The organism is Corynebacterium sp. (assembly GCF_030535495.1).
In the GTDB taxonomy this organism is placed as follows: Bacteria; Actinomycetota; Actinomycetes; order Mycobacteriales; family Mycobacteriaceae; genus Corynebacterium.
This window is the reverse complement of sequence record NZ_JAUNRW010000035.1, coordinates 1-19,997: the sequence shown is the minus strand read 5'-3', so window position 1 is coordinate 19,997 and position 19,997 is coordinate 1. Positions and strand designations below refer to the sequence as shown.

25 protein-coding genes are annotated in these 19,997 nt (G+C 67.1%); 7 read left to right on the top strand and 18 right to left on the bottom strand.

The genetic code is table 11. The annotated features are described in order from the left end of the window. Nucleotides 1–93: Fe-Mn family superoxide dismutase (locus Q4F73_RS06230; protein WP_303358497.1), on the top strand; the 93-nt coding region annotated here is incomplete at its 5' end. 58 nt (nt 94–151) lie between these two features. On the opposite strand, the gene Q4F73_RS06225 is transcribed toward Q4F73_RS06230, so the two are convergent. After that, entirely contained in the window at nt 152–1,036 is an 885-nt protein-coding gene (locus tag Q4F73_RS06225) for a LysR family transcriptional regulator (RefSeq protein WP_303358495.1), read from the bottom strand. A 70-nt stretch (nt 1,037–1,106) separates the two neighbouring features. On the opposite strand from Q4F73_RS06225, the gene Q4F73_RS06220 reads away from it, so the two are divergent. After that, nucleotides 1,107–2,300, top strand: a complete 1,194-nt coding sequence (locus Q4F73_RS06220) for an MFS transporter (RefSeq protein WP_303358494.1) — start codon at nt 1,107–1,109, stop codon at nt 2,298–2,300. Here the strand turns inward: Q4F73_RS06220 and Q4F73_RS06215 are convergent. Further along, nucleotides 2,297–3,805, bottom strand: coding sequence for a TM0106 family RecB-like putative nuclease (locus Q4F73_RS06215; protein WP_303358493.1), 1,509 nt, complete (start codon nt 3,803–3,805; stop codon nt 2,297–2,299). The genes Q4F73_RS06220 and Q4F73_RS06215 overlap by 4 nt on opposite strands. A gap of 89 nt (nt 3,806–3,894) precedes the next feature. On the opposite strand from Q4F73_RS06215, the gene Q4F73_RS06210 reads away from it, so the two are divergent. Both Q4F73_RS06210 and Q4F73_RS06205 read left to right on the top strand, forming a co-directional pair. After that, nucleotides 3,895–4,530, top strand: coding sequence for a DUF6474 family protein (locus tag Q4F73_RS06210; RefSeq protein ID WP_303358492.1), 636 nt, complete (start codon nt 3,895–3,897; stop codon nt 4,528–4,530). 172 nt (nt 4,531–4,702) lie between these two features. Beyond that, the gene (locus Q4F73_RS06205; protein WP_303358491.1) at nt 4,703–5,065 is read left to right on the top strand and encodes an Lsr2 family protein; all 363 of its coding nucleotides are present in this window, start codon (nt 4,703–4,705) and stop codon (nt 5,063–5,065) included. On the opposite strand, the gene Q4F73_RS06200 is transcribed toward Q4F73_RS06205, so the two are convergent. Both Q4F73_RS06200 and Q4F73_RS06195 read right to left on the bottom strand, forming a co-directional pair. Further along, nucleotides 5,062–5,700: a response regulator transcription factor gene (locus Q4F73_RS06200; RefSeq protein ID WP_303358490.1), complete on the bottom strand. Its 639-nt coding sequence runs from the start codon at nt 5,698–5,700 to the stop codon at nt 5,062–5,064. The two genes, Q4F73_RS06205 and Q4F73_RS06200, sit on opposite strands and share 4 nt — an antisense overlap. A gap of 7 nt (nt 5,701–5,707) precedes the next feature. Next, nucleotides 5,708–6,991, bottom strand: a complete 1,284-nt coding sequence (locus Q4F73_RS06195; protein ID WP_303358489.1) for a sensor histidine kinase — start codon at nt 6,989–6,991, stop codon at nt 5,708–5,710. Between Q4F73_RS06195 and Q4F73_RS06190 the strand changes: the two genes are divergently transcribed. After that, nucleotides 6,990–7,592 carry a DUF2020 domain-containing protein gene (locus Q4F73_RS06190; protein WP_303358488.1) on the top strand — a complete coding sequence of 201 codons (603 nt, stop codon included), beginning with the start codon at nt 6,990–6,992 and terminating at the stop codon, nt 7,590–7,592. The two genes, Q4F73_RS06195 and Q4F73_RS06190, sit on opposite strands and share 2 nt — an antisense overlap. 11 nt (nt 7,593–7,603) lie before the next feature. On the opposite strand, the gene Q4F73_RS06185 is transcribed toward Q4F73_RS06190, so the two are convergent. Continuing rightward, a complete protein-coding gene (locus Q4F73_RS06185) occupies nt 7,604–7,756 on the bottom strand; it encodes a hypothetical protein (protein WP_303358487.1) in 153 nt (50 codons plus the stop codon). Continuing rightward, nucleotides 7,757–8,575, bottom strand: a complete 819-nt coding sequence (locus Q4F73_RS06180; RefSeq protein ID WP_303358486.1) for a class E sortase — start codon at nt 8,573–8,575, stop codon at nt 7,757–7,759. Nucleotides 8,576–8,670: 95 nt separating this feature from the next. Between Q4F73_RS06180 and yidC the strand changes: the two genes are divergently transcribed. Further along, the gene (yidC, locus tag Q4F73_RS06175) at nt 8,671–9,924 is read left to right on the top strand and encodes a membrane protein insertase YidC (protein ID WP_303358485.1); all 1,254 of its coding nucleotides are present in this window, start codon (nt 8,671–8,673) and stop codon (nt 9,922–9,924) included. On the opposite strand, the gene Q4F73_RS06170 is transcribed toward yidC, so the two are convergent. The 4 genes from Q4F73_RS06170 to Q4F73_RS06155 form a co-directional block, all read right to left on the bottom strand. Further along, nucleotides 9,851–10,483, bottom strand: a complete 633-nt coding sequence (locus Q4F73_RS06170) for a TetR/AcrR family transcriptional regulator (RefSeq protein ID WP_303358484.1) — start codon at nt 10,481–10,483, stop codon at nt 9,851–9,853. The genes yidC and Q4F73_RS06170 overlap by 74 nt on opposite strands. A 143-nt stretch (nt 10,484–10,626) precedes the next feature. After that, nucleotides 10,627–10,896 (bottom strand): GlsB/YeaQ/YmgE family stress response membrane protein, encoded by a 270-nt coding sequence (locus Q4F73_RS06165; protein WP_303358483.1) that lies wholly within the window; start codon nt 10,894–10,896, stop codon nt 10,627–10,629. 197 nt (nt 10,897–11,093) lie between these two features. Further along, nucleotides 11,094–11,990, bottom strand: a complete 897-nt coding sequence (locus Q4F73_RS06160; RefSeq protein WP_303358482.1) for a universal stress protein — start codon at nt 11,988–11,990, stop codon at nt 11,094–11,096. Nucleotides 11,991–12,128: 138 nt separating this feature from the next. Then, entirely contained in the window at nt 12,129–12,275 is a 147-nt protein-coding gene (locus Q4F73_RS06155) for a hypothetical protein (RefSeq protein WP_303358481.1), read from the bottom strand. On the opposite strand from Q4F73_RS06155, the gene Q4F73_RS06150 reads away from it, so the two are divergent. After that, nucleotides 12,211–13,275 carry a pseudouridine synthase gene (locus Q4F73_RS06150; RefSeq protein ID WP_303358480.1) on the top strand — a complete coding sequence of 355 codons (1,065 nt, stop codon included), beginning with the start codon at nt 12,211–12,213 and terminating at the stop codon, nt 13,273–13,275. The two genes, Q4F73_RS06155 and Q4F73_RS06150, sit on opposite strands and share 65 nt — an antisense overlap. Here the strand turns inward: Q4F73_RS06150 and Q4F73_RS06145 are convergent. From Q4F73_RS06145 to Q4F73_RS06110, 8 genes are read right to left on the bottom strand one after another with little or no spacing between them, the layout of a single operon-like run. After that, nucleotides 13,235–13,711: a Na+/H+ antiporter subunit E gene (locus Q4F73_RS06145; RefSeq protein ID WP_303358479.1), complete on the bottom strand. Its 477-nt coding sequence runs from the start codon at nt 13,709–13,711 to the stop codon at nt 13,235–13,237. The genes Q4F73_RS06150 and Q4F73_RS06145 overlap by 41 nt on opposite strands. Beyond that, entirely contained in the window at nt 13,708–15,222 is a 1,515-nt protein-coding gene (locus Q4F73_RS06140) for a proton-conducting transporter membrane subunit (protein ID WP_303358478.1), read from the bottom strand. Before Q4F73_RS06140 ends, Q4F73_RS06145 begins: the two co-directional genes overlap by 4 nt. Next, nucleotides 15,219–16,715 (bottom strand): complex I subunit 5 family protein, encoded by a 1,497-nt coding sequence (locus Q4F73_RS06135; RefSeq protein WP_303358477.1) that lies wholly within the window; start codon nt 16,713–16,715, stop codon nt 15,219–15,221. Before Q4F73_RS06135 ends, Q4F73_RS06140 begins: the two co-directional genes overlap by 4 nt. Continuing rightward, nucleotides 16,709–18,139 carry a complex I subunit 5 family protein gene (locus Q4F73_RS06130; protein ID WP_303358476.1) on the bottom strand — a complete coding sequence of 477 codons (1,431 nt, stop codon included), beginning with the start codon at nt 18,137–18,139 and terminating at the stop codon, nt 16,709–16,711. Before Q4F73_RS06130 ends, Q4F73_RS06135 begins: the two co-directional genes overlap by 7 nt. Next, on the bottom strand, nt 18,136–18,405 hold the full coding sequence (locus Q4F73_RS06125) for an NADH-quinone oxidoreductase subunit K (protein ID WP_303358475.1): 270 nt from the start codon (nt 18,403–18,405) through the stop codon (nt 18,136–18,138). The genes Q4F73_RS06130 and Q4F73_RS06125 overlap by 4 nt, the downstream gene beginning before the upstream one ends. After that, the gene (locus tag Q4F73_RS06120) at nt 18,402–19,319 is read right to left on the bottom strand and encodes a hydrogenase subunit MbhD domain-containing protein (protein ID WP_303358474.1); all 918 of its coding nucleotides are present in this window, start codon (nt 19,317–19,319) and stop codon (nt 18,402–18,404) included. Before Q4F73_RS06120 ends, Q4F73_RS06125 begins: the two co-directional genes overlap by 4 nt. Beyond that, complete coding sequence (locus Q4F73_RS06115) at nt 19,316–19,603, bottom strand: monovalent cation/H(+) antiporter subunit G (protein WP_303358473.1); 288 nt, start codon at nt 19,601–19,603, stop codon at nt 19,316–19,318. Before Q4F73_RS06115 ends, Q4F73_RS06120 begins: the two co-directional genes overlap by 4 nt. Beyond that, a complete protein-coding gene (locus Q4F73_RS06110; protein ID WP_303358496.1) occupies nt 19,593–19,877 on the bottom strand; it encodes a hypothetical protein in 285 nt (94 codons plus the stop codon). Before Q4F73_RS06110 ends, Q4F73_RS06115 begins: the two co-directional genes overlap by 11 nt. Nucleotides 19,878–19,997: the final 120 nt, after the last annotated feature.

The following is a 19,997-nucleotide window of genomic DNA, read 5'->3' as shown; positions in this document are numbered from 1 at the left end:
CAGTACAAGAACGTCAAGGCCGACTACGTCAAGGCCGTCTGGAACGTCTTCAACTGGGAGGACGTCGCCGCGCGCTACGCCGACGCCAAGTAGTCACCCGGTTGTCCCACGCCGCCTGCCCCTTCCCGGGGGCAGGCGGCGTGTGTCGTTGTCACCTCCCCATGACGAAACGGCGGAACTGATCCACCGGCGGAGCCTCCTGAATCCCCGCACGCCACACGAGTCCGAGTTCACGGTGCTGGGGCGGGTCCAGGGGCCGGAGCACGATGCCCCGGGGCGCGAGGTAAGGATCATCGAGGGGCAGCAGCGCCACACCCAGGCCAGCGGAGACGAGACCTGCGACGGTGGTCAGCTCCATCGACTCGAAGACGAGGTCCGGGGTAAACCCCAGCTCCCCGGCGATGCGGTCGAGCAGCAGGCGGGTGCCGTAGCCGGGATGCATCCCGATGAAGGGCTCGGCGGCGGCCTCCCGCAGATCAACGGGACCCGGCTCAGCCAGGCGGTGCCCCTCCGGAACCGCCAGGGCCAGGCGCTGCAGTTCGAGCTGGTGCCAGCCGAGGCTTTCTTCGGCCTCCACGGGGCGGGGGCCGACGAGGGCGACATCGGCGGCGTCGTCCATGATCCGGTCGATGAGCACGCGGGCCGAGCCCTGGTGCAGCTGGAACTCCACCCCGGGATGCACAGCGCGGTAGTTACGGAGCAGGTCGGGCACCATCCAGGTCCCCAGAGAATGCATGAAATCCAGGCGCACGGTGCCGCGTTCCGGGTCCATGAGGCGCGCCACCTTGGTCCGGCCCTCCGACAGATCAGCCAGCACCGCGCGGGCATGCGGGAGATAGGCGCGGCCCCGGGAGTTGAGCACCAGGCGCCGCCCGACCCGATCGAAGAGGCCGGCCCCGACAGCCGCCTCCACCCGTCGGATGCGACGGCTCAGCGTCGGCTGGGGGATACCGAGCACGGCCGCTGATTCCGTCAGGTGACCGGACTCCGCAACCTCGACGAATCCCTGCAGGTCCACGGCCGATACGTCGTTCATGCATAAAGTGTATCAACTGGCGCTATTTTTGACATTTTACACATGACCACCGGTAGGACACCATGGACACATGAGCCCAGGCCTGACCCGTTCCGACCGCGACTACCGCCGCGCCGTCTTCGCCATGCTCGCCGCGGGCCTGGCCACCTTCAATGCGCTCTACGCCACGCAGGCGCTGCTACCCACGCTGGTCGACGACCTGGAGATCACCCCCACCGTCGCCGCGCTGACCGTCTCCGCGACGACCGGCATGCTGGCGGTGTGCATCGTGCCCATGTCCATTCTCTCGGAACGTTTCGGGCGCGGCCGACTGCTCATCCTCTCCGCCCTCAGCGCCACCGCGCTCGGCCTGCTGCTGCCACTGGCCCCCGACGCCTTCACCCTCATCCTCCTGCGCGCCCTGCAGGGTGTGGCCATCGCCGGAGTACCCGCCGTCGCCATGACCTGGCTTTCCGAGGAAGTCGACCCCGCTCACCTGGGCCGCGCCATGGGGATCTATGTCGCCGGCACCACGGTCGGCGGGCTGACGGGGCGTCTCATCCCGGCCGGCCTGCTGGAGATCGTCGACTGGCGCGTCGCTGTGGTCGTCAGCTCCGGAGTCGCGCTGGCCATGGCGATCCTCATGACGATCCTGCTGCCCCGGCAGCGCCGCTTCACCCCGAAGAAGATCGGTCTCCGCTCCGAGGTGTCGGCCATGCTCGGCCACCTGTCCAACCCCCGTCTGGTGGGCCTGTTCATCATCGCCTTCGTGGGCATGGGAGTGTTCGTCTCCCTGTACAACTTCTTCGGCTTCCGCATGATCGACCACTTCGGGCTGTCCCCGGCGCTGGTCGGTGTCGTCTTCCTCATGTACCTCTCGGGGACGTGGAGCTCGGCGAAAGCCGGGGCCCTCACCGACAAGTACGGTCGCGGCCGGGTCCTCGTCGCCGGAGCCGGACTCATGCTGCTCGGGCTGCTGGCGACCATGTCGGGATGGTTGCCCGGCGCGCTCATCGGACTCTTCCTGTTCACCGCCTCGTTCTTCGCCATGCACTCCACGGCCTCGAGCTGGATCGGCCTGGCGGCCACCAGCCATCGCGCCGAGGCATCCAGCATGTACCTGTTCTCCTACTACGCGGGATCCTCGCTCATCGGCGCTGCCACCGGTCTCGTCTTCGGGATGACCGGGTGGTCCGGATTCATCCTCATCCTGGCGGCCATCCTGGCCCTCGTCGTCATCACGGCCATGTCCCTGGCCCGGGCCGAGGCCCGCAACGCCGCCTAGAGCTTCTCGACGCCCGGTGCACCCCGCCGCAGCCACGCCCGCACCGCGGCCGTCGCCCGGCAATCATCCTCGTTGTAGCGCAGGAGTCGACGCCGCGCCTCCCGGGCCGCAGGGTCGGATCCGCGGGCGATGCGCCGGGCGTGGACCGATTCCTCGCCGTCGAAATCCCCGTCTTCCCAGGTGTAACCCGCTTGCGGGGCCACCACCTTGAGCCCCAGCCCGCCGGTGCCGACCAGCTGCGAGCGGACGAGACGGAACACGTCGACCCACTCGGGCGAGGAGATGAACTCCTTCACCTCCCCTTCGGTGGGCACGCCCTCCTGCCCGGCGAAGCGGCGGGCGCTCATCGTCAGCCAGTGATTCTCCCCGTGGTTGGACCAGCAGTACGCCGCGAAGGTCTTTCCCTCCGCCTGCGCCTGCGCGCGACGGCCCATGAGCCACTGCCAGAAACGCGCGAAGTTCTCCGCCTCCGCCTCACCGCCGAGTGGCAGCCAGGTGGCGAAGGGGTGATAGTCCTGCCCGTCGAAGGCCCCCCACAGGTAGGCGCCCTGGTCCAGGTAGGCCTCCATGTCGACGTCGATCTCCACGTCCGCCACGGGGGCACTGACCGTATCGGTTCTCCGGAGCAGCACCACACCGTCCCGCCACGCCGCCGCGAGACGGGAAGGCTCGCCCAGGTCGGCGTCGATAAGCGCGGACACCGTCGTTATCCCCCGCTCGCGGAAGGGGAGCGCGCGATCCCCCGCGAGGAACAGGGAGATGTCATCGGCCGCCTGCAGCTCCTGCTCGCACAGCGGCCAGAAACGACACGTCGCACACTCCTTCACCCGGCGCGGAAACGTCGGCAGGACCTGCTCCAGGGCCGTCGTCAGTGCCGGTTGCAGGGGCTGCGTGGGGGCGAGGAAGGCACGGGAACGGTCCTGCCCGATGGCCGCACCGACCCCGGCATCGACCCCGATCTCCTGCAGCGCGCGGGCGGCCAGTGCCAACCGGTAGCCGTCCATGACGTGATGACGAAGTCGAAATCGCCCCGCCACCGGCTCGCCGAGGCCCAGCCGGGCGGTGGCCAGGACGGGGACGTTACCCCGCTCGTCGGCACGCGCGACGCGATGGTTGCTGACGATGACCGGCAGGTACGTGCCGTCCGGACGACGGACGAGGATATCGACATCCACGCGCCAGTCGACACCGGCCGAATGTCCCGTGAACACCGCCCCGGTGATGAGATTCGCCTCCGCGGCCAGCGCCTCCAACGTCGCCAGCTCCGCATGAAAAGGGTCGGTGTCATGGGACACGGGATCGACGTCCAGGCGCCGGAAGCGTTGCCGGTCCCCGCGGGCCGGCCGGGTGGGAAGCAGTGCGTGGACGGCCTCCCGTCCGGCCTCGACACGCTCCAGCCTGAGAAGAGCGGCCCGGGTGCGCGGCACCTCCGGGTGGACGAACCGCTGGACCTGCCGGTAGCGGCAGCCCACCAGATCAGCGGCGCTCACGTACTGGGCATTCACAATGCCGTGAGCATAACCCACGATCACAGGTAATGTTGAAACCGACCATTGACGTATCTGATATTCCATGAATTCTGAGGCTGATTCCCATGGGCATTTTCGAGGCCATCCGTAAGAGCCGTGCAAAGACGAAGGCAGAGATCCAGGCGGCAAAGGCCCGCGCCAAGCATGACGCCAAGCAGGAGGCGAAACTGCAGTTGAAGCAGGAGAAGCTGCTGCAGAAGTTCGAGAAGAATCTTCTCAAGGAGGAGAAGAAGGGACTCAAGGCCAAGCGCAAGCATGAGCGCAAGATGGCGGAGAACACCCTCGACCAGATGAAGCAGGGTCGCCTCAATGCGGGCACCTTCAAGCGTTATGCCGGTCTGGCGCGAGTGGCGCTGCCCGTCATGCTCCCGCTTATCTACCGCGCCATTACCGCCGGCCGCGAACAGATCGTGGATTCCCGCGCCCGCCGCCTGGGTGTCAGCGCTGACCAGCTCGCCCAGTTCTCCGGGCATGGTGCGGAATTGAAGGCGCGGATCGACGGCATTAACCGCACCCTCACCAAGGATCACCTGCCGGTGGGCTTTGTCCAGGACGTCGAGGATCGCCTGTCCGAATTGCACACGGCAACCGACAATGCGGAATTCATGACCCCGGAGCAGCGTAAGCGCGCCCACGCCACCATTAACCGCGATATTGATGGTGTCACTCAGGAAATTCAGGAGCGACTGAACCGCCCTTAATGCGTTTCACGCGCTTAGTGATTTCCACGTAAATTGAATTGCCCCATTTACTTTTTTCAGAAGTAGATGGGGCAATTCCCCTTTCTCTCCCTTCATGTCAATCACATTCACATGAAACGCCATGGACACGTACCATGAGTATTGTCCATGAAATGTATGAGGAGAAGATGACATGTCCCGACGTGAAATTACCCAGTTCTTTGATGACCTAGACAATTCCCCCCTCAAGGACACAGAAGTGAATGTCATTCGCTTCAGTGTTGATGGCGAACACTATGTCATTGACCTTTCCGAGGATAATGCGGAGGCATTCCGGGCGGCTCTCGAACCGTGGATCGCGGCCGCTCAGCCGGCCCCCGCCCAACAGAAGTCCGGTGGCGGACGTCAGTCGGGCCCCTCCGCGGCAGCCAAGCGTGAGCGCTCCCGCGCCATTCGGGAGTGGGCACGGGCCAACAAGCTCGATGTCTCCGAGCGTGGCAAGATTCCGGCCTCGGTCATCGAGGCCTATGACAAGGCCAACCCCTCCGGGTCCTAGAGAACTCCCTGCTCACGCGCTGCGGCCACGGCGGAGGTTCGCGAACGTACACCCAACTTGTCGTAGATGTGGACGAGGTGGGACTTGACCGTCGCCTCAGACAGCATGAGCTCATGGCCGATCTCCCGGTTGGAGGATCCGGCCGCCACCAATGTCAGCACCTCAAGCTCACGGGGGGTCAGTGAGGTTCGGGGGGTACGCACGCGCGTCATCAACCGGTCGGCGACGACGGGGGACATCGCGGAATCACCTTCCGCCGCTGAGCGCACCGCCGCGAGAAGTTCCGTCGGCGGGGCGTCCTTGAGCATGTACCCGACGGCCCCCGCCTCGATGGCTCCGAGGATGTCCGCGTCGGTGTCGTAGTTGGTCACCACGAGCACCTGCGGCGGATTCGACATGGATTCCTTGATGCGGGCGGTGGCCTCTGCCCCGGTGGTCACGCGCGTGCCCTCCACGCCCGGACCGAAGCGCAGATCCATGAGCATGACGTCGATGCCGCCGGCCTGGGCAGCGGCGACAGCGGCATCGGCGGTGGCGACCTCACCGACCACCTCAATGTCCTCGGCCTCCTCCAGCACGGCGCGCAGTCCCATGCGGACGATTTCATGATCATCGGCCAGCAGCACTCGGATCATGAGAGCATCAGACCCCTTCCTCGGTCGGCGTTTCTGTTTCGAGTGTAGCCGCCACACCGGTCTCGGCAGGAACGGGGATTGCCACCGAGACGGCGGTGCCGTACCCCGGACTCGATTCGACCTCGACCGTCCCGCCCTGTTCCTCCGCGCGACGTCGCAGCGCGTCGAGGCCGACATGCCCCAGGCCCGCCGGCCGGGCCGCCACCGCATCCGGATCGAAACCCTGGCCGTTGTCCACCACGTCGAGTCGCACCTCCGTGGGCTCATAGGTGACCGTCACCCGGCAGCGGCTCGCCGCCGCGTGCTTGGCCACATTGCCCACCGCCCCCTGGGCGATCCGCAGCAGAGCCGCCTCCGTCTTCATCGGCAGCTGGCGCTCGGCGCCTTCCACTCCGACCTCGATGCGCAGATCACCGGCCGCCGCGAAACCGGCCGCCATCCGCTCCAGGGCGGACTCCAACGAGGTCTCCGACAGGGAGGCCGGCTGCAGGGCGGCGATCATGGCGCGCGCCTCACCGAGGTTGTCCTTCGCGGTGGTGCGGGCCAGGTCGATGAAGCGCGTCGGTCCCGCCAGCTGCTCCTCGCTCAGGCCGAGACGGTGCAGGTCACGTTCGGCCGAGTGCAGCAGCATCTGGATGCTCGACAGGCCCTGGGCGACGGTGTCGTGGATCTCATGCGCCAGGCGTTGGCGTTCCGCGGTGACACCGGCGGCGCGCTCGGTCTCCGCGAGCTGGAGTCGGGTGTCCATGAGCTGCGTGATCAGTTCCTCGCGTTCCCGGTTGATGCGCACCAGGGTACGGAAAGCGAAGTGGATCGCCAGGACGACTGCCGCGGACACCGCGGGCCCCATCACTCCACCGACCGTCAATCCGTCGGGCACCTGCGTAAACACCGAGGCCGCGGTCGCCGCCACCACGGCCACCACTCCACGGACATCATCCATCACCCGCATGTAGAGGAAGAACAGGGAGAAGACGAGGTAGATGCCCACCGGGGACAGCAGCATCGCCAGCACCCACAGCATGGTCAGGCTCAGCAGCCACGCCAGGCTCGTTCCTTCCCGCCAGCCCGGCTGCAACGCCGTGCCGTAGAAATAGAGCACCGCGAATCCGGAGCCCAGGAGCAGATTGAGGGCCGCTTCGCCGAAGGGGAGGTTGACGGAGGACACCAGCGTCGCGATAAGCAGAATCGTGGTGAGGATGTGGACACCGTCGATCAGTGCATCCTCATCCGGCGCGGGGGTACGCCCGAGCTTCTCGACATCCTGCCGGGGATCTAGGCTGGTCTCCATGCGTCTGAGCCTACCGAGCGTTGTTCCCGTCGCCTGTCTCGCCGTCGCCCTCGTCGGTTGCTCCCCCACCGCCGAGAGCCCGGTCGCCGAATCCGCGACACCCGTCGAGACCACCGTCGAATCACCGTCCCCCGAGGTGCCCGTCATGGACTCCGGCCTCCCCCATGACGCTCTCCCGGACATTCCGGGCGGTCGGGGCAGCTGGGACGAGTGCCCGTACCTGGACACGGACTGGGTGTCCGACACGAACGGGCAACGCACTCTGGGGGTGGGCGTGGACCCGCGTTTCGATACCCCGGCCTGCGTCTTCTGGTCCTATCCGGACGAACCCCACCTGACGGTGCTCGTGCGCACCATGCCGGACACCGCTGCCGCCATCAACGTCGTGGACTGGGCCGCTCCCGTGGATTCCACGGAGCCGGCTGAAGAGCCGGCCGGGTGGTCCGGCGGGCGGGCCGGCGGCGGGATGGTGCCCGACCGCGAGGGTGCGCTCTACGCGGTGCAGAAGGAGAACATGGCCGTGGTGGTGTTCACCAACCAGGATCAGTCACTCAAGGCGGAACTGGTGGCCACGGAGGTCATCGCCTCTCTGGGCCTGTAATCGGGCGGCGATCAGACGGCCACGTCGTTGTACGGCATGAGGGTGGAGACCCAGGGGAACACCACCTCCATGAGCAGCATGAACACCGCTGCCACCAGCACGAGCACGACGAGTAGTTTCACCGGCCAGGGACCCGGCAGGGCCCGCCACAGTGGTCCGTACATCTACGTCTCCTCCAGTACTTCCGGTCGCTGACCGGCGATCTTCTCGGTGGCCTCGACCTCCATGGCGTGCACGATCATGCGCTCCGCATTGGAGAACTGCGGGTGGCAGGTGGTCAGGGTGATCATGCCCTCCAGGTCCGGGCTGACCTGTGTCGCGTCCAGGCCCGGCACCGGATTGATCACCTCGACGGCACCCGGCAACGTGATGTGACGTCCCTGCACGGAGGCGTATTCACCGTGGACGATCCTGTCGACCTGCTCCGGGGTGAGGCAGTCGGTCGCCTCCGCCCGGCGGAGGTCACCGGTGGCATCGATCGGCAGGACCCGGTAGGTGATCCACTCCGTCTGCGTCTCGACGACGATCGCGTCACAGACCTGCAGATTCCCCAGGTCATTGAACGGGGCACCCTTGCCCACCCGGTGACCGGCGACGGCGAAGTTGCCTGCCTCGCCAGGCATCTGGGTCTCCACGTAGCGTCCGGGTCCGGCCAGCAGATCATCGTCGTCGGTGCCCTCGATGACCGCGAACTGGAAGTCGGAGCCGAACGCCGGGATGTACATGCGCGCAAACGCCTCGCCGAGTTCCGGGGTGATCGACTGTCGGGGGTTGGCACGGTCCCCGCCCTCGTCCCACTGGGTCTCCAGGGCCGCCGCCTTCTCGTCCTGCAGGCGACCGGAGGCGATGTTCGTCCAGTACGACTCGTAGAAGGCGAAGAGAAGCATCACGGCACCGGCGGTGAGCAGCAGTTCCCCCAGGAGCTGGCGCAGGCTGAATCCCGCCTGCGACGAAGCCTGAGCGGCTCCGGAACGGTGACTCATGGGGATACTCTCCTCGAAACGCTACGATCAGTTGAGGCTGCCTGCAGTCTAGCGTCTTGTTTGCACGTCCCGTTAAAGGTCAAGGTGTCTCCACCGTGCTCGAACCGTTCATCTATCCCGTCTCCGGCATCCTCAAACTGTGGCATCTGCTGCTGCACTCGGTCTTCGGTATCGACGATTCGGTGGCATGGCTGGTGTCCATGTTCTGTCTCGTGCTGACGGTCCGCACCTTCCTCATCCCGTTCTTCTGGGCGCAGGCGAAGTCCGCCCGCATCGGCGTGGCCATGCGCCCGGCGCAGGCGGCGCTGCGGAAGGAGTACGCCGACAGGACGGACCGGGAGTCCATCCTCGAATTCGAGGAGAAGCGGAAGGACCTCAAGGAGCAGTACGGACACAAGGTCTCCGCCGGCTGCGTTCCGGCGCTCATCCAGATCCCCGTCTTCCTGGGCCTCTACCAGGTGCTGCTGCGCATGGCCCGACCCGGCGACGGCCTGGAGGTCACCGCCGACACCCGGATCGGCTTCCTCAACGCCGATGAGATCAACGCCTTTCTCGACGCCACCGTCAACGGTGTGCCCCTCCCGGCCTACATCGCCATGCCGGAGGACATCCTCAGCCGCCTGGGCACCACCAGCGCCGAGGTCAAGGACTTCATCCTGCCCTTCCTCATTGCGGCCATCGTGTTCACCACCGGCAACCTGCTCATCTCGATCTGGCGCAACACCCAGACCCTCGACTGGGACTCCGGCTTCGCCCGGGGCATGCACAAGTTCCTCATCGGCATGGCCTTCGTCATTCCGGTCATGCTGGCGGCACTGGCGTTGTTGGGTCCGTTGCCCGTGGCGATCATCCTCTACTGGTTCGCCAACAACCTGTGGACCCTCGTCCAGACCCTCATCATCTACCCGTTGGTGCACCGGCAGGTCCCGTTGGCCGAGGATTTCCACGACTACGCCCGGGAGCGTCGGGATATCGCCCGGGCCGCAGACCGGGAGAAGCGGCAGCGGACGTGGAGTGCGCGACGTCGAAAAGCAGCAGGTGCCGTGATGCCCTGGAAGATCCCCGCCATCCGGCGCGAGCTCCGGGCGGAGAAGGCCTCCCGGAAGGCCGAGATGGAGGAGAAGAAGGCGGCGGCGAAGGCGCTGGCCCAGGAGAAGCAGAAGGTGCGCTCCGAGATTCAGCGGGAGCGCACCCAGGAGAAGATCGCGGCGTTCGAGCAGAAGCCGACGGTGAAGAAGATCGCCGCCTGGCAGGCGAAGCGGCAGGCGAAGAAGGCTAGATCGAATAATCGGCCGGCGGAGCCGACAGCATCTGACGAGCCAGATCGCGGGCCGTCTGCAACGGAGTGACCTCGCGGGCGAAACGCGCCCCCGCCAGACCCCCGTCGAGGAAGATGAGCAGCTGGTTGGCCTGCGTCGCGGAGGGGTAGCCGTTCTTGGCGGTGAGCAGCTCCGTCATCGTCCGGTGCATCCACCGACGGTGCTCGAGGGCGGCGGCGACGATGCCATGCTCCGACTCGGCCTCGGGACGCGGGTACTCGTTGGCGGCGTTCTGGAAGTGCGAACCGCGAAACTCCTTGGACGGTTCCTCGGCGATGGCCATGTCGAAGAAGGCGAGGATCTTGTCCTCGGCATCAGTCATCTCCCTGGTGCGCTGCTCCCAGGCCTGCCGGTACTGCTCGTCGAGGGTCTCCAGGTAGGCGATGACCAGCGCATCCTTGGATCCGAACAGGGAATACAGGCTGGCCTTGGCGACGTCCGCCTCCCGGAGGATGCGGTCGATGCCGATGACCCGGATGCCCTCGGTGGTGAAGAGGTTGGTCGCCGAATCCAGCAACCGCTGTCGCGGGCTCGGACGGTTGCGACGGCGACTGCCCGTCGTCTTCTTCTTCGCTGCACCTGCGGCCACGGACGTACCCGTTCCTTTCTGGGGTTGTGCGCTACTGGCTCTTCCCACTCAATATAGACAAACCGGTACGTCTTTTGACAGTCGAGAACGAAGAAGGCATGAAAAAACCCGCCCCGAGGGGCGGGTTCAGGCAACCGTGGAGGTTACTTGCGGCTGCGGCCGGTGACCATGTTGACGATGGTCAGCAGGATAACCGCACCCAGCAGACAGGTGATGAAGCTGAAGATCAGTCCGCCGCCGGCGACATCGACACCGAAGAGGCTGAGCAGCCAGCCGCCGATGAAGCCGCCGATAATACCGACGATGATGTTGAGCAGGAGGCCCTGCTGGGCGTCGGTGCCCTTGATCTTGGAGGCGATCCAGCCTGCCAGGCCGCCGATGATGATCCAACCGATGATACCCATACCGAGCATGGTGTTCTCCCTTAAGTTCTGTTATTCATGCGTAATTGAACATGCCTAGTGTGCCACGAATGACGCGACCACACCTAACCAGGGAACACAACGTAATCGGATCGTTGTAGATACGTACACAGAAATTTACCGGCCCGAAACCCACAGAAACGGGAGACGTCCCCCCAGGGTGACCACGGGGGGACGTCGGCAGCGACCTAGGCGTTCTCGGGGCGAACCACCATCATCGGGCAGGGGGCGGACTGCAGCAGCGCACGCGAGGTCGATCCGAGGAGCATGCCCTTGAAGCCACCGCGGCCGTGGGAGCCGACGACGAGCAGCTGCGCGCCCTCGGAGTTCTCCACCAGCGCGCGGACCGGGCGGTCACGGGTGATCACCTTGCGGACCTCCACCTCCGGGTGGGCGTCGGTCATCGGCTGCAGACGCTCGGTGAGCATGTCCACCTGCTCACGCTCGACCTCCTCCCACTGCTGCTGCGCAGCGGAGAGACCGGCCAGGGACGCCTGGACCTGCATGTCCATCCAGGTGTGCACGGCGACGAGCTCGGCGCCGCGGGCCCGCGCCTCGGCGAAGGCGATCTCGGTGGCGCGCTGGGAGACATCGGAACCGTCGACACCGACGACCACGGGGCCGTACTTGGTGGACTCGTCGACGGTGTTGTCCTCACGGACGACCACCACCGGGCAGGCGGCGTGGGAGACCACGGCCGCGGAGACCGAGCCCATCACCATGCCGGACAGTCCGCCCAGGCCGCGGGAGCCCATGACGATCATCGTGACGTCGCGGGACATGTCCAGCAGCATGTCGATCGGGGAGCCCTCGGCGATGGTGTGGCCGATCTTGAGCTCCGGCGCGACCTCGTGCGCCACGGCCCGGGCCTCGTCGATCTTCTCCATGGTCTCGGACTGGAGGTCGTCGAACAGCTCCTGCGGCGGGACCATGCCCTCCGCGTAGAGGAACTGCGGCATGGTGTACGAGGACGCCAGTCGCAGCGGGATCCCGCGCTTGTTGGCCGTGTTCGCGGCCCATCGGACAGCGTTGTGCGAGGCTGCGGAGCCGTCGACTGCTACGACGACGATATCTTCCTGGGTCATATCGTTCCGCCCTTTCCTGTCATGAGGATGAATATTGCGTATCACCAACAATTGTAGCCCGTTGATGACCGCTCTGAACGAGTTGTTACAACCAGTCGAGAAACTCCGGCAGGCCAGGTTAGCCTGGTCTTAGCGCCTTTAGTCCGGGATGACGATGGGGTGGGCCGCCTCGGCGTTCGCCGGGTACATGAGGGCGTAGAAGACCTCTGCGATCTTGAGCATGATCTCTCCGATACCCTCGGAGGAAAATGCAATGGCCGGGTTAAGGATGGCGTCGAAGTTCATGTCTGACAGATTACAGCCTCCGCGCGGCCAGCGGTCCCCCCTCCCGGTCCGCGACGGCCTCACGGCCACCCGGGCGCGCCTCCCCGCGGACGCGACCACCTGGAGCGCCGCCGAATGGGTGGGGCATCTCATCGCCACCCAGCGGCACCGTCACCCCGCCGATGACGCCCACGCCCTGGCGGAGCGCTTCGCCGCCGGGCAGGTGGTTGACCGTCGGGGTGTCCCCTTTGCGCCCGATGACATCATCACCCCCGGTCAGGACGTCTTCTTCTACCGCATCCCCGCTCCGGAGGTGCACGTCCCCTACGAGGTGGAGGTGGTGTACCGCGACGAGGATCTGCTCATCGCGGACAAACCGCCGTTTCTGGCCACCATGCCCCGGGGTAGGCACATCACCGAGACCCTCACGGTGCGCCTGCGCCGGGCGCTCGACATCCCGGAGCTGACCCCGGCGCACCGTCTCGACCGGCTCACCTCCGGGCTGCTGCTGTGCACCCTGCGCCGGGAGGTGCGCGGCGCGTACCAGCAGCTCTTCGCCGATCGCGCGGTGTCGAAGACCTACGAGGCGATCGCGGCCCACGATCCCGCCCTCGCACCCGGCAGCGTCTGGCGCTCCCGCATGAGCAAGGTCGCCGGTGAGATCCAGGGCCACATCGTGCCCGGTGAGCCCAACGCCGTGACGATGCTTATCGACGCCACCCCGCTCACCGCCGTCGAGCAGGCCCGACTGGAGGCGGTGCACGGCCCGCAGCCGCCGCTGGCGCGCTACGTCCTGGCCCCGGAGACCGGCCGCACACACCAGCTGCGCCTGCACATGTGGGAGCACGGGGTGCCGATCCTCGGCGACAACATCTATCCGCGGATCCACACCGAAGCGGAGGAGGACTTCTCCCGCCCCCTGCACCTGGTGTCCACCGGCCTGTCCTTCACCGATCCGCTCAGCGGGGCGCCCCGGACCTTCACCGCTGCGTCTCGTCTGCTCCCGGGACAGCCAGGCTGAAGGCTGCGGCCACGCGTCGTTGCAGGTCGTCGAACTGCTGCTCCGGCTCCAGGGAACGGGCGAGGGTGTGCAGTTCCACGCGATCGCCGGTGACCTCACGCTGCACCATGGATCCGGGCATGAGGTTCATGAGCAGCAGCGCCGTCTGCCGGGCGGGCCCCGCGGGCAGCCACACCTGCGTCTCGACGACCACTGGGGCGATGTCCGGGGTCCGTGCCACGGCCCGGCGCGCCACATCGACACCGCCGATGCCGGTCTGCTGCAGGAACCACCCCGTCAGGCGCACCGTGCCCACCACGTGCAGGCGCAGATCCGAGCGGGGGACTAGGAGGTGGCTGAGGGCGGTGGCCGCCGCCACGCTGATCACCCCGTAGACGAGATAGTCGGTGCCGGCGAGCACCAGCCACAGACAGGCGAAGAAGAGCAACCGGATCATATCCACCACCCCAGTGCCAGCAGGGCGCTCAGCAGGATGACCGTCACCAGGCCGGACAGCGACCAGACGCGCACGCGCGATTCGATACCCTCCACCGCATTCTCGGTGGCCTCACCCGTGGTGGCCCATCCCCGGGCCCACTGCTTCGCGGCATCACCCGTTACCCCGTGCACCCGCTCCAGCACGGTGGTGGACCGCAGGCTGTCCAACACCCGCTCGCCGATGACGACCACATCCCCTGCCGGGACCGGGACCGGGGCCTCGGCGGGGCCGCGCCGCCACCACCACCAGCCGAGGGGGACGGCGATCAGCAGCGGCCACAGCATGTCCCACAGGGTGCCCGGTTCGAGAGCCGGATGCGCATAGATGAACGGCAGACAGACACCCGCCACGCAGAGCACCAGCCAGCCGAGAAACTCCCCGTCGACCCGGCGCGGTGTGTCCTCCATGCGGCGCAGGGCCCACGCGAAGCGCACGAGCAGCAGACTGGATCCGGTGGCCACCAACGGCAGGACGAGGTAGACCCAGTGATCTGCCACGGCGTCCTTGGCGTCGTACTTCGCCAGTGCCCCGGAGGTGAGCGGGAAACCCACCAGAGCCAGGCCGGCCCAGGCCAGCCCGGCGGTGGCCACCCGGCGGCGGGCCCCGGCGGCGGCCTGCCACACCGGGACCCCCAGGAACAGCGCGCCCTTGGCCAGGCCGTGGTGCACGGCGTAGATGACGACGGCGGCGGTGACGGGGGCGTCGATAAGCATCCCGGCGGCGATGACCGCCCCCAGGAAGCCGAGCTGGGAGATCGTCGAGTACGCGAGGATCACCTTCGGGTCGGTCTGCAGGATCCCGATCACCGGGGCGGCGAAGGCACCGGCCAGGCTGAGGACGAGAAGTACCCAGGCGAGGGCATCCAGCCCGGGGGGAAGGAAGAGCAGCCACCCGATGACACCCGCCTTGACCATGACGCCGGAGAGCACGGCGCTGGCGGCCGGTGGTGCCGCCGGATGTGCCAGGGGCAGCCACACGTGCAGCGGCACCAGGCCGGCCTTGACCCCGAAACCGATGATGAGCAACGCCATGATCACTCCCGGGTGAGAGGAGGCCGCGATGGCGGCGGGAGCGTCGGCGATGAGTCGGCCCCCGGCCGCCCCGGTCAGCCACAGCCCGGCCAGCAGGGCGGTTTCGCTGAGCACCGTCATCACCAGATACACCCCGGTCGCCCGGTGGGACTGCCTGGTACGCGCATGGGTGACCAGGCCGACCGCCGAAAAGCTCATGAGCGCGAAGGCCAGGTAGAAGGTGACGATGTCCGCTGCCAGGTACACGCCGACGTTGCCGAGGTAGCTGGCGCCGAGGAAGGCGAGGAGCTGACCGCGGCGGTCGAGGGCGGGGCGTCGAAAAGCAATGGCGACGGCGGCGACGGCGTAGAGCACGCTGGCCACCGCGAGCAGCGGGGCCGCGACCGCGTCGAGGCGGAATGTGGAGCCGAACAGCAGCCAGGGAATGTCGAGGGTCATCGGAACACCTGCTCTGCCACCTGGCCGGCGATGTCGAGGGGCAGGAACGGAGCAGACGCCAGGGCGCCGAAGACGAGGACCATGGCGGTCGTCGACAGGGCCGGTGCCAGCAGGGCGCGCGGCTCGGCCAGGCGCTCACCCGCTGACTCCCGGAACCACAACCGGTAGACGACGGGCAGGAAGTACATGGCGTTGAGCGCCGAGGACGCCAGCAGCACCGCGATCACCCACGGATGGGCGGAATCGAGCGCGCCGAGGCCCAGCTGCCACTTGGAGATGAACCCGGCGGTCGGTGGCAGGCCGATCATGCCGAACGCCCCGACGGTGAACGCCACGGACGTGCCCGGCATGCGGCGACCGAGGCCGTCGAGTTCGGGGATCGTCTTCGCCCCCGCCACCTCGGCGAACAGGCCGGCGCAGAAGAAGAGCGTGATCTTCATGATGCCCTGGTGCACCAGATGCACCACTCCGCCGGTCGCCCCGGCCACCGAGACGAGTGCGATACCGAGTGTGACGTAGGAGACCTGCGAGACCGTCGAATAGGCCAGCCGGGCCTTGATATCGACCTGGCGCAGGGCCTGGTAGGAACCGTAGAGGATGGTCACCACCGCGACGATGAGCAAGGGATCGAGCACCCCGAGATCGGCGGCGACGTTGACGCCGTAGACATCGTCGATGACACGCACGATGCCGAACACCCCCGCCTTGACCACCGCCACTGCGTGCAGCAGGGCGGAGACGGGTGCCGGAGCCACCATCGCCGTCGGCAGCCAACCGTGCAGCGGGAACAGCGCGGCCTTCACGCCCAGACCGCCGATGAGCAGGGCGAAGATGGCTGCCGCGACCACCGGCTGCTCGGCCACCAGCTCCGCGACGCCGAGCGCACCACCGGGGGCGAAATCCACCGGACCGGCGTAGCTGGTCAGCCACACCACGCCGATGAGCAGCGCCAACCCGCCGCTGAGGGTGTAGCGCAGGTAGAGCCGCGCCGCGCGTATCGACGCCGCCGTCCCCCAGTGCGCCACCAGCGGGTAAGTCACCAGGGTGAGCATCTCGTAGAACACGAGGAAGGTGATGAGGTTGCCGGAGAACGAGATGCCCACCGTGGCCGTGACACACAGGCTGAAGAAGCCGAAGAAGCGCGAGCGGTGCTCCCCCTCCGCCAGATAGCCGATGGCGTAGATGGTGGTGAGCAGCCACAGCACCGCGGACAGGGTGGCGAAGAACAGTGAGAACTCGTCCACCCGCAGCACCAGGTCGATGCCGGGCAGGAAAGGGACGGCGAACTCGGGCCGGAGGCCCTCGTCGAGGACCACCGGGAAGAGCAGGAACACCAGACCCAGCTTGGCGACGGCCGCCGCCAGGTTGATGCTCGAGCGCGCCCGCCGCGCCTTCTCCGGGAGCGGGAAGATGAGCATCGCCGCGATGAGCGAGGTGAGCAGCATGAGCACCGGCACATAGGCGAGCCATGCGGTGGGGACGAGATCTACCATGGGGCGCCCACCTCCAGCAGCCGGGTGAGCCACACACCGCCGAATCCGCTGAGCAGTGTCAGCGTGCCCAGGGCCAGCGGTGGGGCGAGGGCGACAGCGGGCAGGGGGGTGGTCTTCTCGGGTTCGGCGTCCTCCTCCATGAGCAGCGGGCCCAGGACCTTTAGCAGGTAGGCCGCCGAGAGCAGCGTCGCCACGACCACGACACCCAGCAGCCAGTAGTGTCCGTTGCTCACCGCGGCTGTACTGAGCAGCCACTTGCCGGAAAACGACAACGACAGCGGCATGCCGGCCAGACCGACCGCGGCCAGGCCCATCGCGAGGATGAGACCCGGGTGATCACGTCCGACGCCGTGCAGCGCGGCGATCTCGTCGGTGCCGTAGAGCTCCTTGAGGTAGCCGGCCGCCAGGAAGAGTGCGGCCTTGGCGATACCGTGACCGAGGACCAGGCCGAGGGTGCCGGCCAACGCCCCGGGCACCGCTGCCGCATTCGGGATGAGGGGGAAGAAGAGGAAGAAATAGCCGACCTGGGCCACAGTGGAGTACGCCACCAGGGGTTTCATGTGTGTCTGGCGCAGGGCCATGACGGAGCCGACGACAATGGCCAGCACTCCTGCCCCGGCCAGAACCCAGGTGACCACGGCCAGCTCTGCGACCAGGTCCGGGGTGGCGATCCACAGCCACAACCGGAGCAGCACGAAGAAGGCGGCCTTGATGACGAGTGCCGACAGCAGCGGGGACACCGGACTCGGTGCCGCGGCGTGCGCCGGGATGAGCCAGCCGTGCATGGGCGCCAGTGCCATCTTCATGCCGAGGCCCACGGTGGCGAGGATGAGCGCGACGCTGAGAACCTCCGGGTGGCCCGCCGCCCGGTCGGCGACCTGACCGAGGTCGAGCGTGCCGCTCACCGACACCAGCAGTCCCACCGCGACGAGGAAGAGCAGTGAACCCACGACCGCGACGAAGAGATACCGCAGTGCGGCCAGGCGGGCCTTCCGCCCACCCAGTGCCACCAGCCCCACGGCGGTCAGGCCGACGACCTCGAGCCCGACATAGGTGTTGAACAGGTCCCCGGAGACGAAGACCGCATTGAGTCCGGCCCAGCAGCCGAGCCACAGCGGCCAGAATCCGCGTTCCTGGCGGGCGGCCACCGTGACCAGCCCTCCGACCACGGCGGTGAGCAGGAGAAAGAGCACGGACAGTCCGTCTGCCCGCAGGGTGATCCCGAGGGGGATGTCGTATCCGCCGAGGGTGAGCTCGGCGGGGCGGGAACGGGCGACGTCGATAAGCACGGGGGCCAGCAACGCCGGGATCATGCCGGCGACAACGAGCCCCAGCGGGCGGCCGAGCCGCGGGTAGACCGCGAGGGACGCCGCCAGCAGGGGCAGCAGGACAAGGGCCCCGAGGCAGAATTCGACCAGGCTCACTGCTCCTCCTCGATCCGCGAGATGAGCAGGGCACCCACGGCGGTGAACGCTGCCGTGATGACCAGTCCGGTGATGACCAGGGCGGTCAGAACGGGATCGGCGGGTTGGGTGCGCGCCGCCAACGCGACCAGGAACAGCAGGCTGCCGGCGCCGACGATGTTCATGGCCACCAGCCGCGCGACGCGATCCCGGACCAGCAGCATACGGATCATGCCGACCGCGATGAGCAGGACCGCGAGACCGAGATAGAACTGAACAAGCGTCATCGAGCCTCCTCCAGTCCCAGGTAGAGCAGGTACAGGCCGGCGGTGATGCCGATGGTCAGGGCGATCTCGACGGTGAGGATCAGGGCGAAGGCCCCGGGCTCCGGCCAGCTCAGCCAGGGCCCACCCAGGACCGATCCGATGAGTGCTGCGGCGATGAAGACCACCACACCGATGATCAACGCCGGGCGGAGAAGTCTGTGGGTGGCGGTCATGTTCACTCCGGCCACATGCAGGAGGATGAGCATCGCCGCGAGGACGGCACCCGACTGGAAGGCCCCGCCCGACGTCGAACTACCGGCGAACAGCAACCAGAGTCCGAGCAGCAGGAGCACCGGAGCAGCCATGCGGATGAACCACACGGCAACACCCGGCAGCTCCGCCGCCGGTCCCCGTGGAATCCTGCCGTCGCCGAGGACCAGGACGATCACCCCGGCAAAGAGCAGCACCGCGCTCTCCAGCAGGGTGTCATAGGCGCGGAAGGCCAGCAGTACTCCGGTGATCTCATGACTGACGCCACCCGGCAAGCCCGTCCCGGGGTCCCACTGCGGCAGCAGCTGTTCCGACCTCATCACCAGTGACCCGAGCACCACGGTGACGACGCTGCCTGCGGTCACCCCGATGACGCCTTTCACCCAGTACGGTGTGCCCGGCCCGTCCGGATCCCTCGTGTGAGCCGGTGCCACAGGTTGCCTGACCGCCAGCCACACCAGGATCGCGCTGAGCATGCCGGTACCCAGGGCTGCTTCCGCGAATGCGACGTCAAGCGCTCCGAGACGCAGCCACACCAGGCTGATGATCACCCCGAAACTGAGGAAGGCACCGACCTGCCCTCGCCGATGGGGCACCACGACAATCAGTGCGACACTGGCGAGGATGCCGAACCCCAGCGCTACATCCACGGCGCCGACGCTCACGCGGGGGCCTCCTCGAGCGCGTCGATCTCCGCCAGTGCCTGCGCCGACACCGACGCCGAGCCGAGCGCAATCACCCAGGCGATGAGCAGGGCACCGGCGACGACGAGGCTACCTGACAGAACGGAGACACCCAGCAGCACCAGCCCGAGACCCAGATTGTCAGCCTTCGTCAGCGCATGCAGTTGACTGCGGACATCCGGAAACCGAATCAGGCCGATGGTGCCGGCGGTGAAGAAGACCATGCCTACCGTGATGATGCCGGCGCCGAGAAACTCAGTGATCATCTGCCGCCTCCGCTTCTCGACGCTCCCGTGTCCGGTACGCAGCAACGGCAACAAGAGCACTGATGGCGGCCAAACCGGTGAAGGTGAGCGGAAGGTCCCCGTAGCGCGAGGCCCCGACATCCGAGGCGGCCACGATCGCGGCCAGCGCCGCACCCGTGGTGCCGGACAACAGCAGGACCAGCAACCAACTGCCCCGGCGGGCGCGACGCAGGATCGCCACCATCGCCACTGCGAAGTTGAGGAGGAGGACGATGAACGCGACATTCAGGAACATCTCCACGTTCGGCCTCCTCCACCTGGTCGATCGGGGGTCATATGCACCTTAGCGCACGTCAACACCACAACTATACAGAAGGGCGCTGCGGTGTTGACCGGCGACGAAAGAGCGAATCGC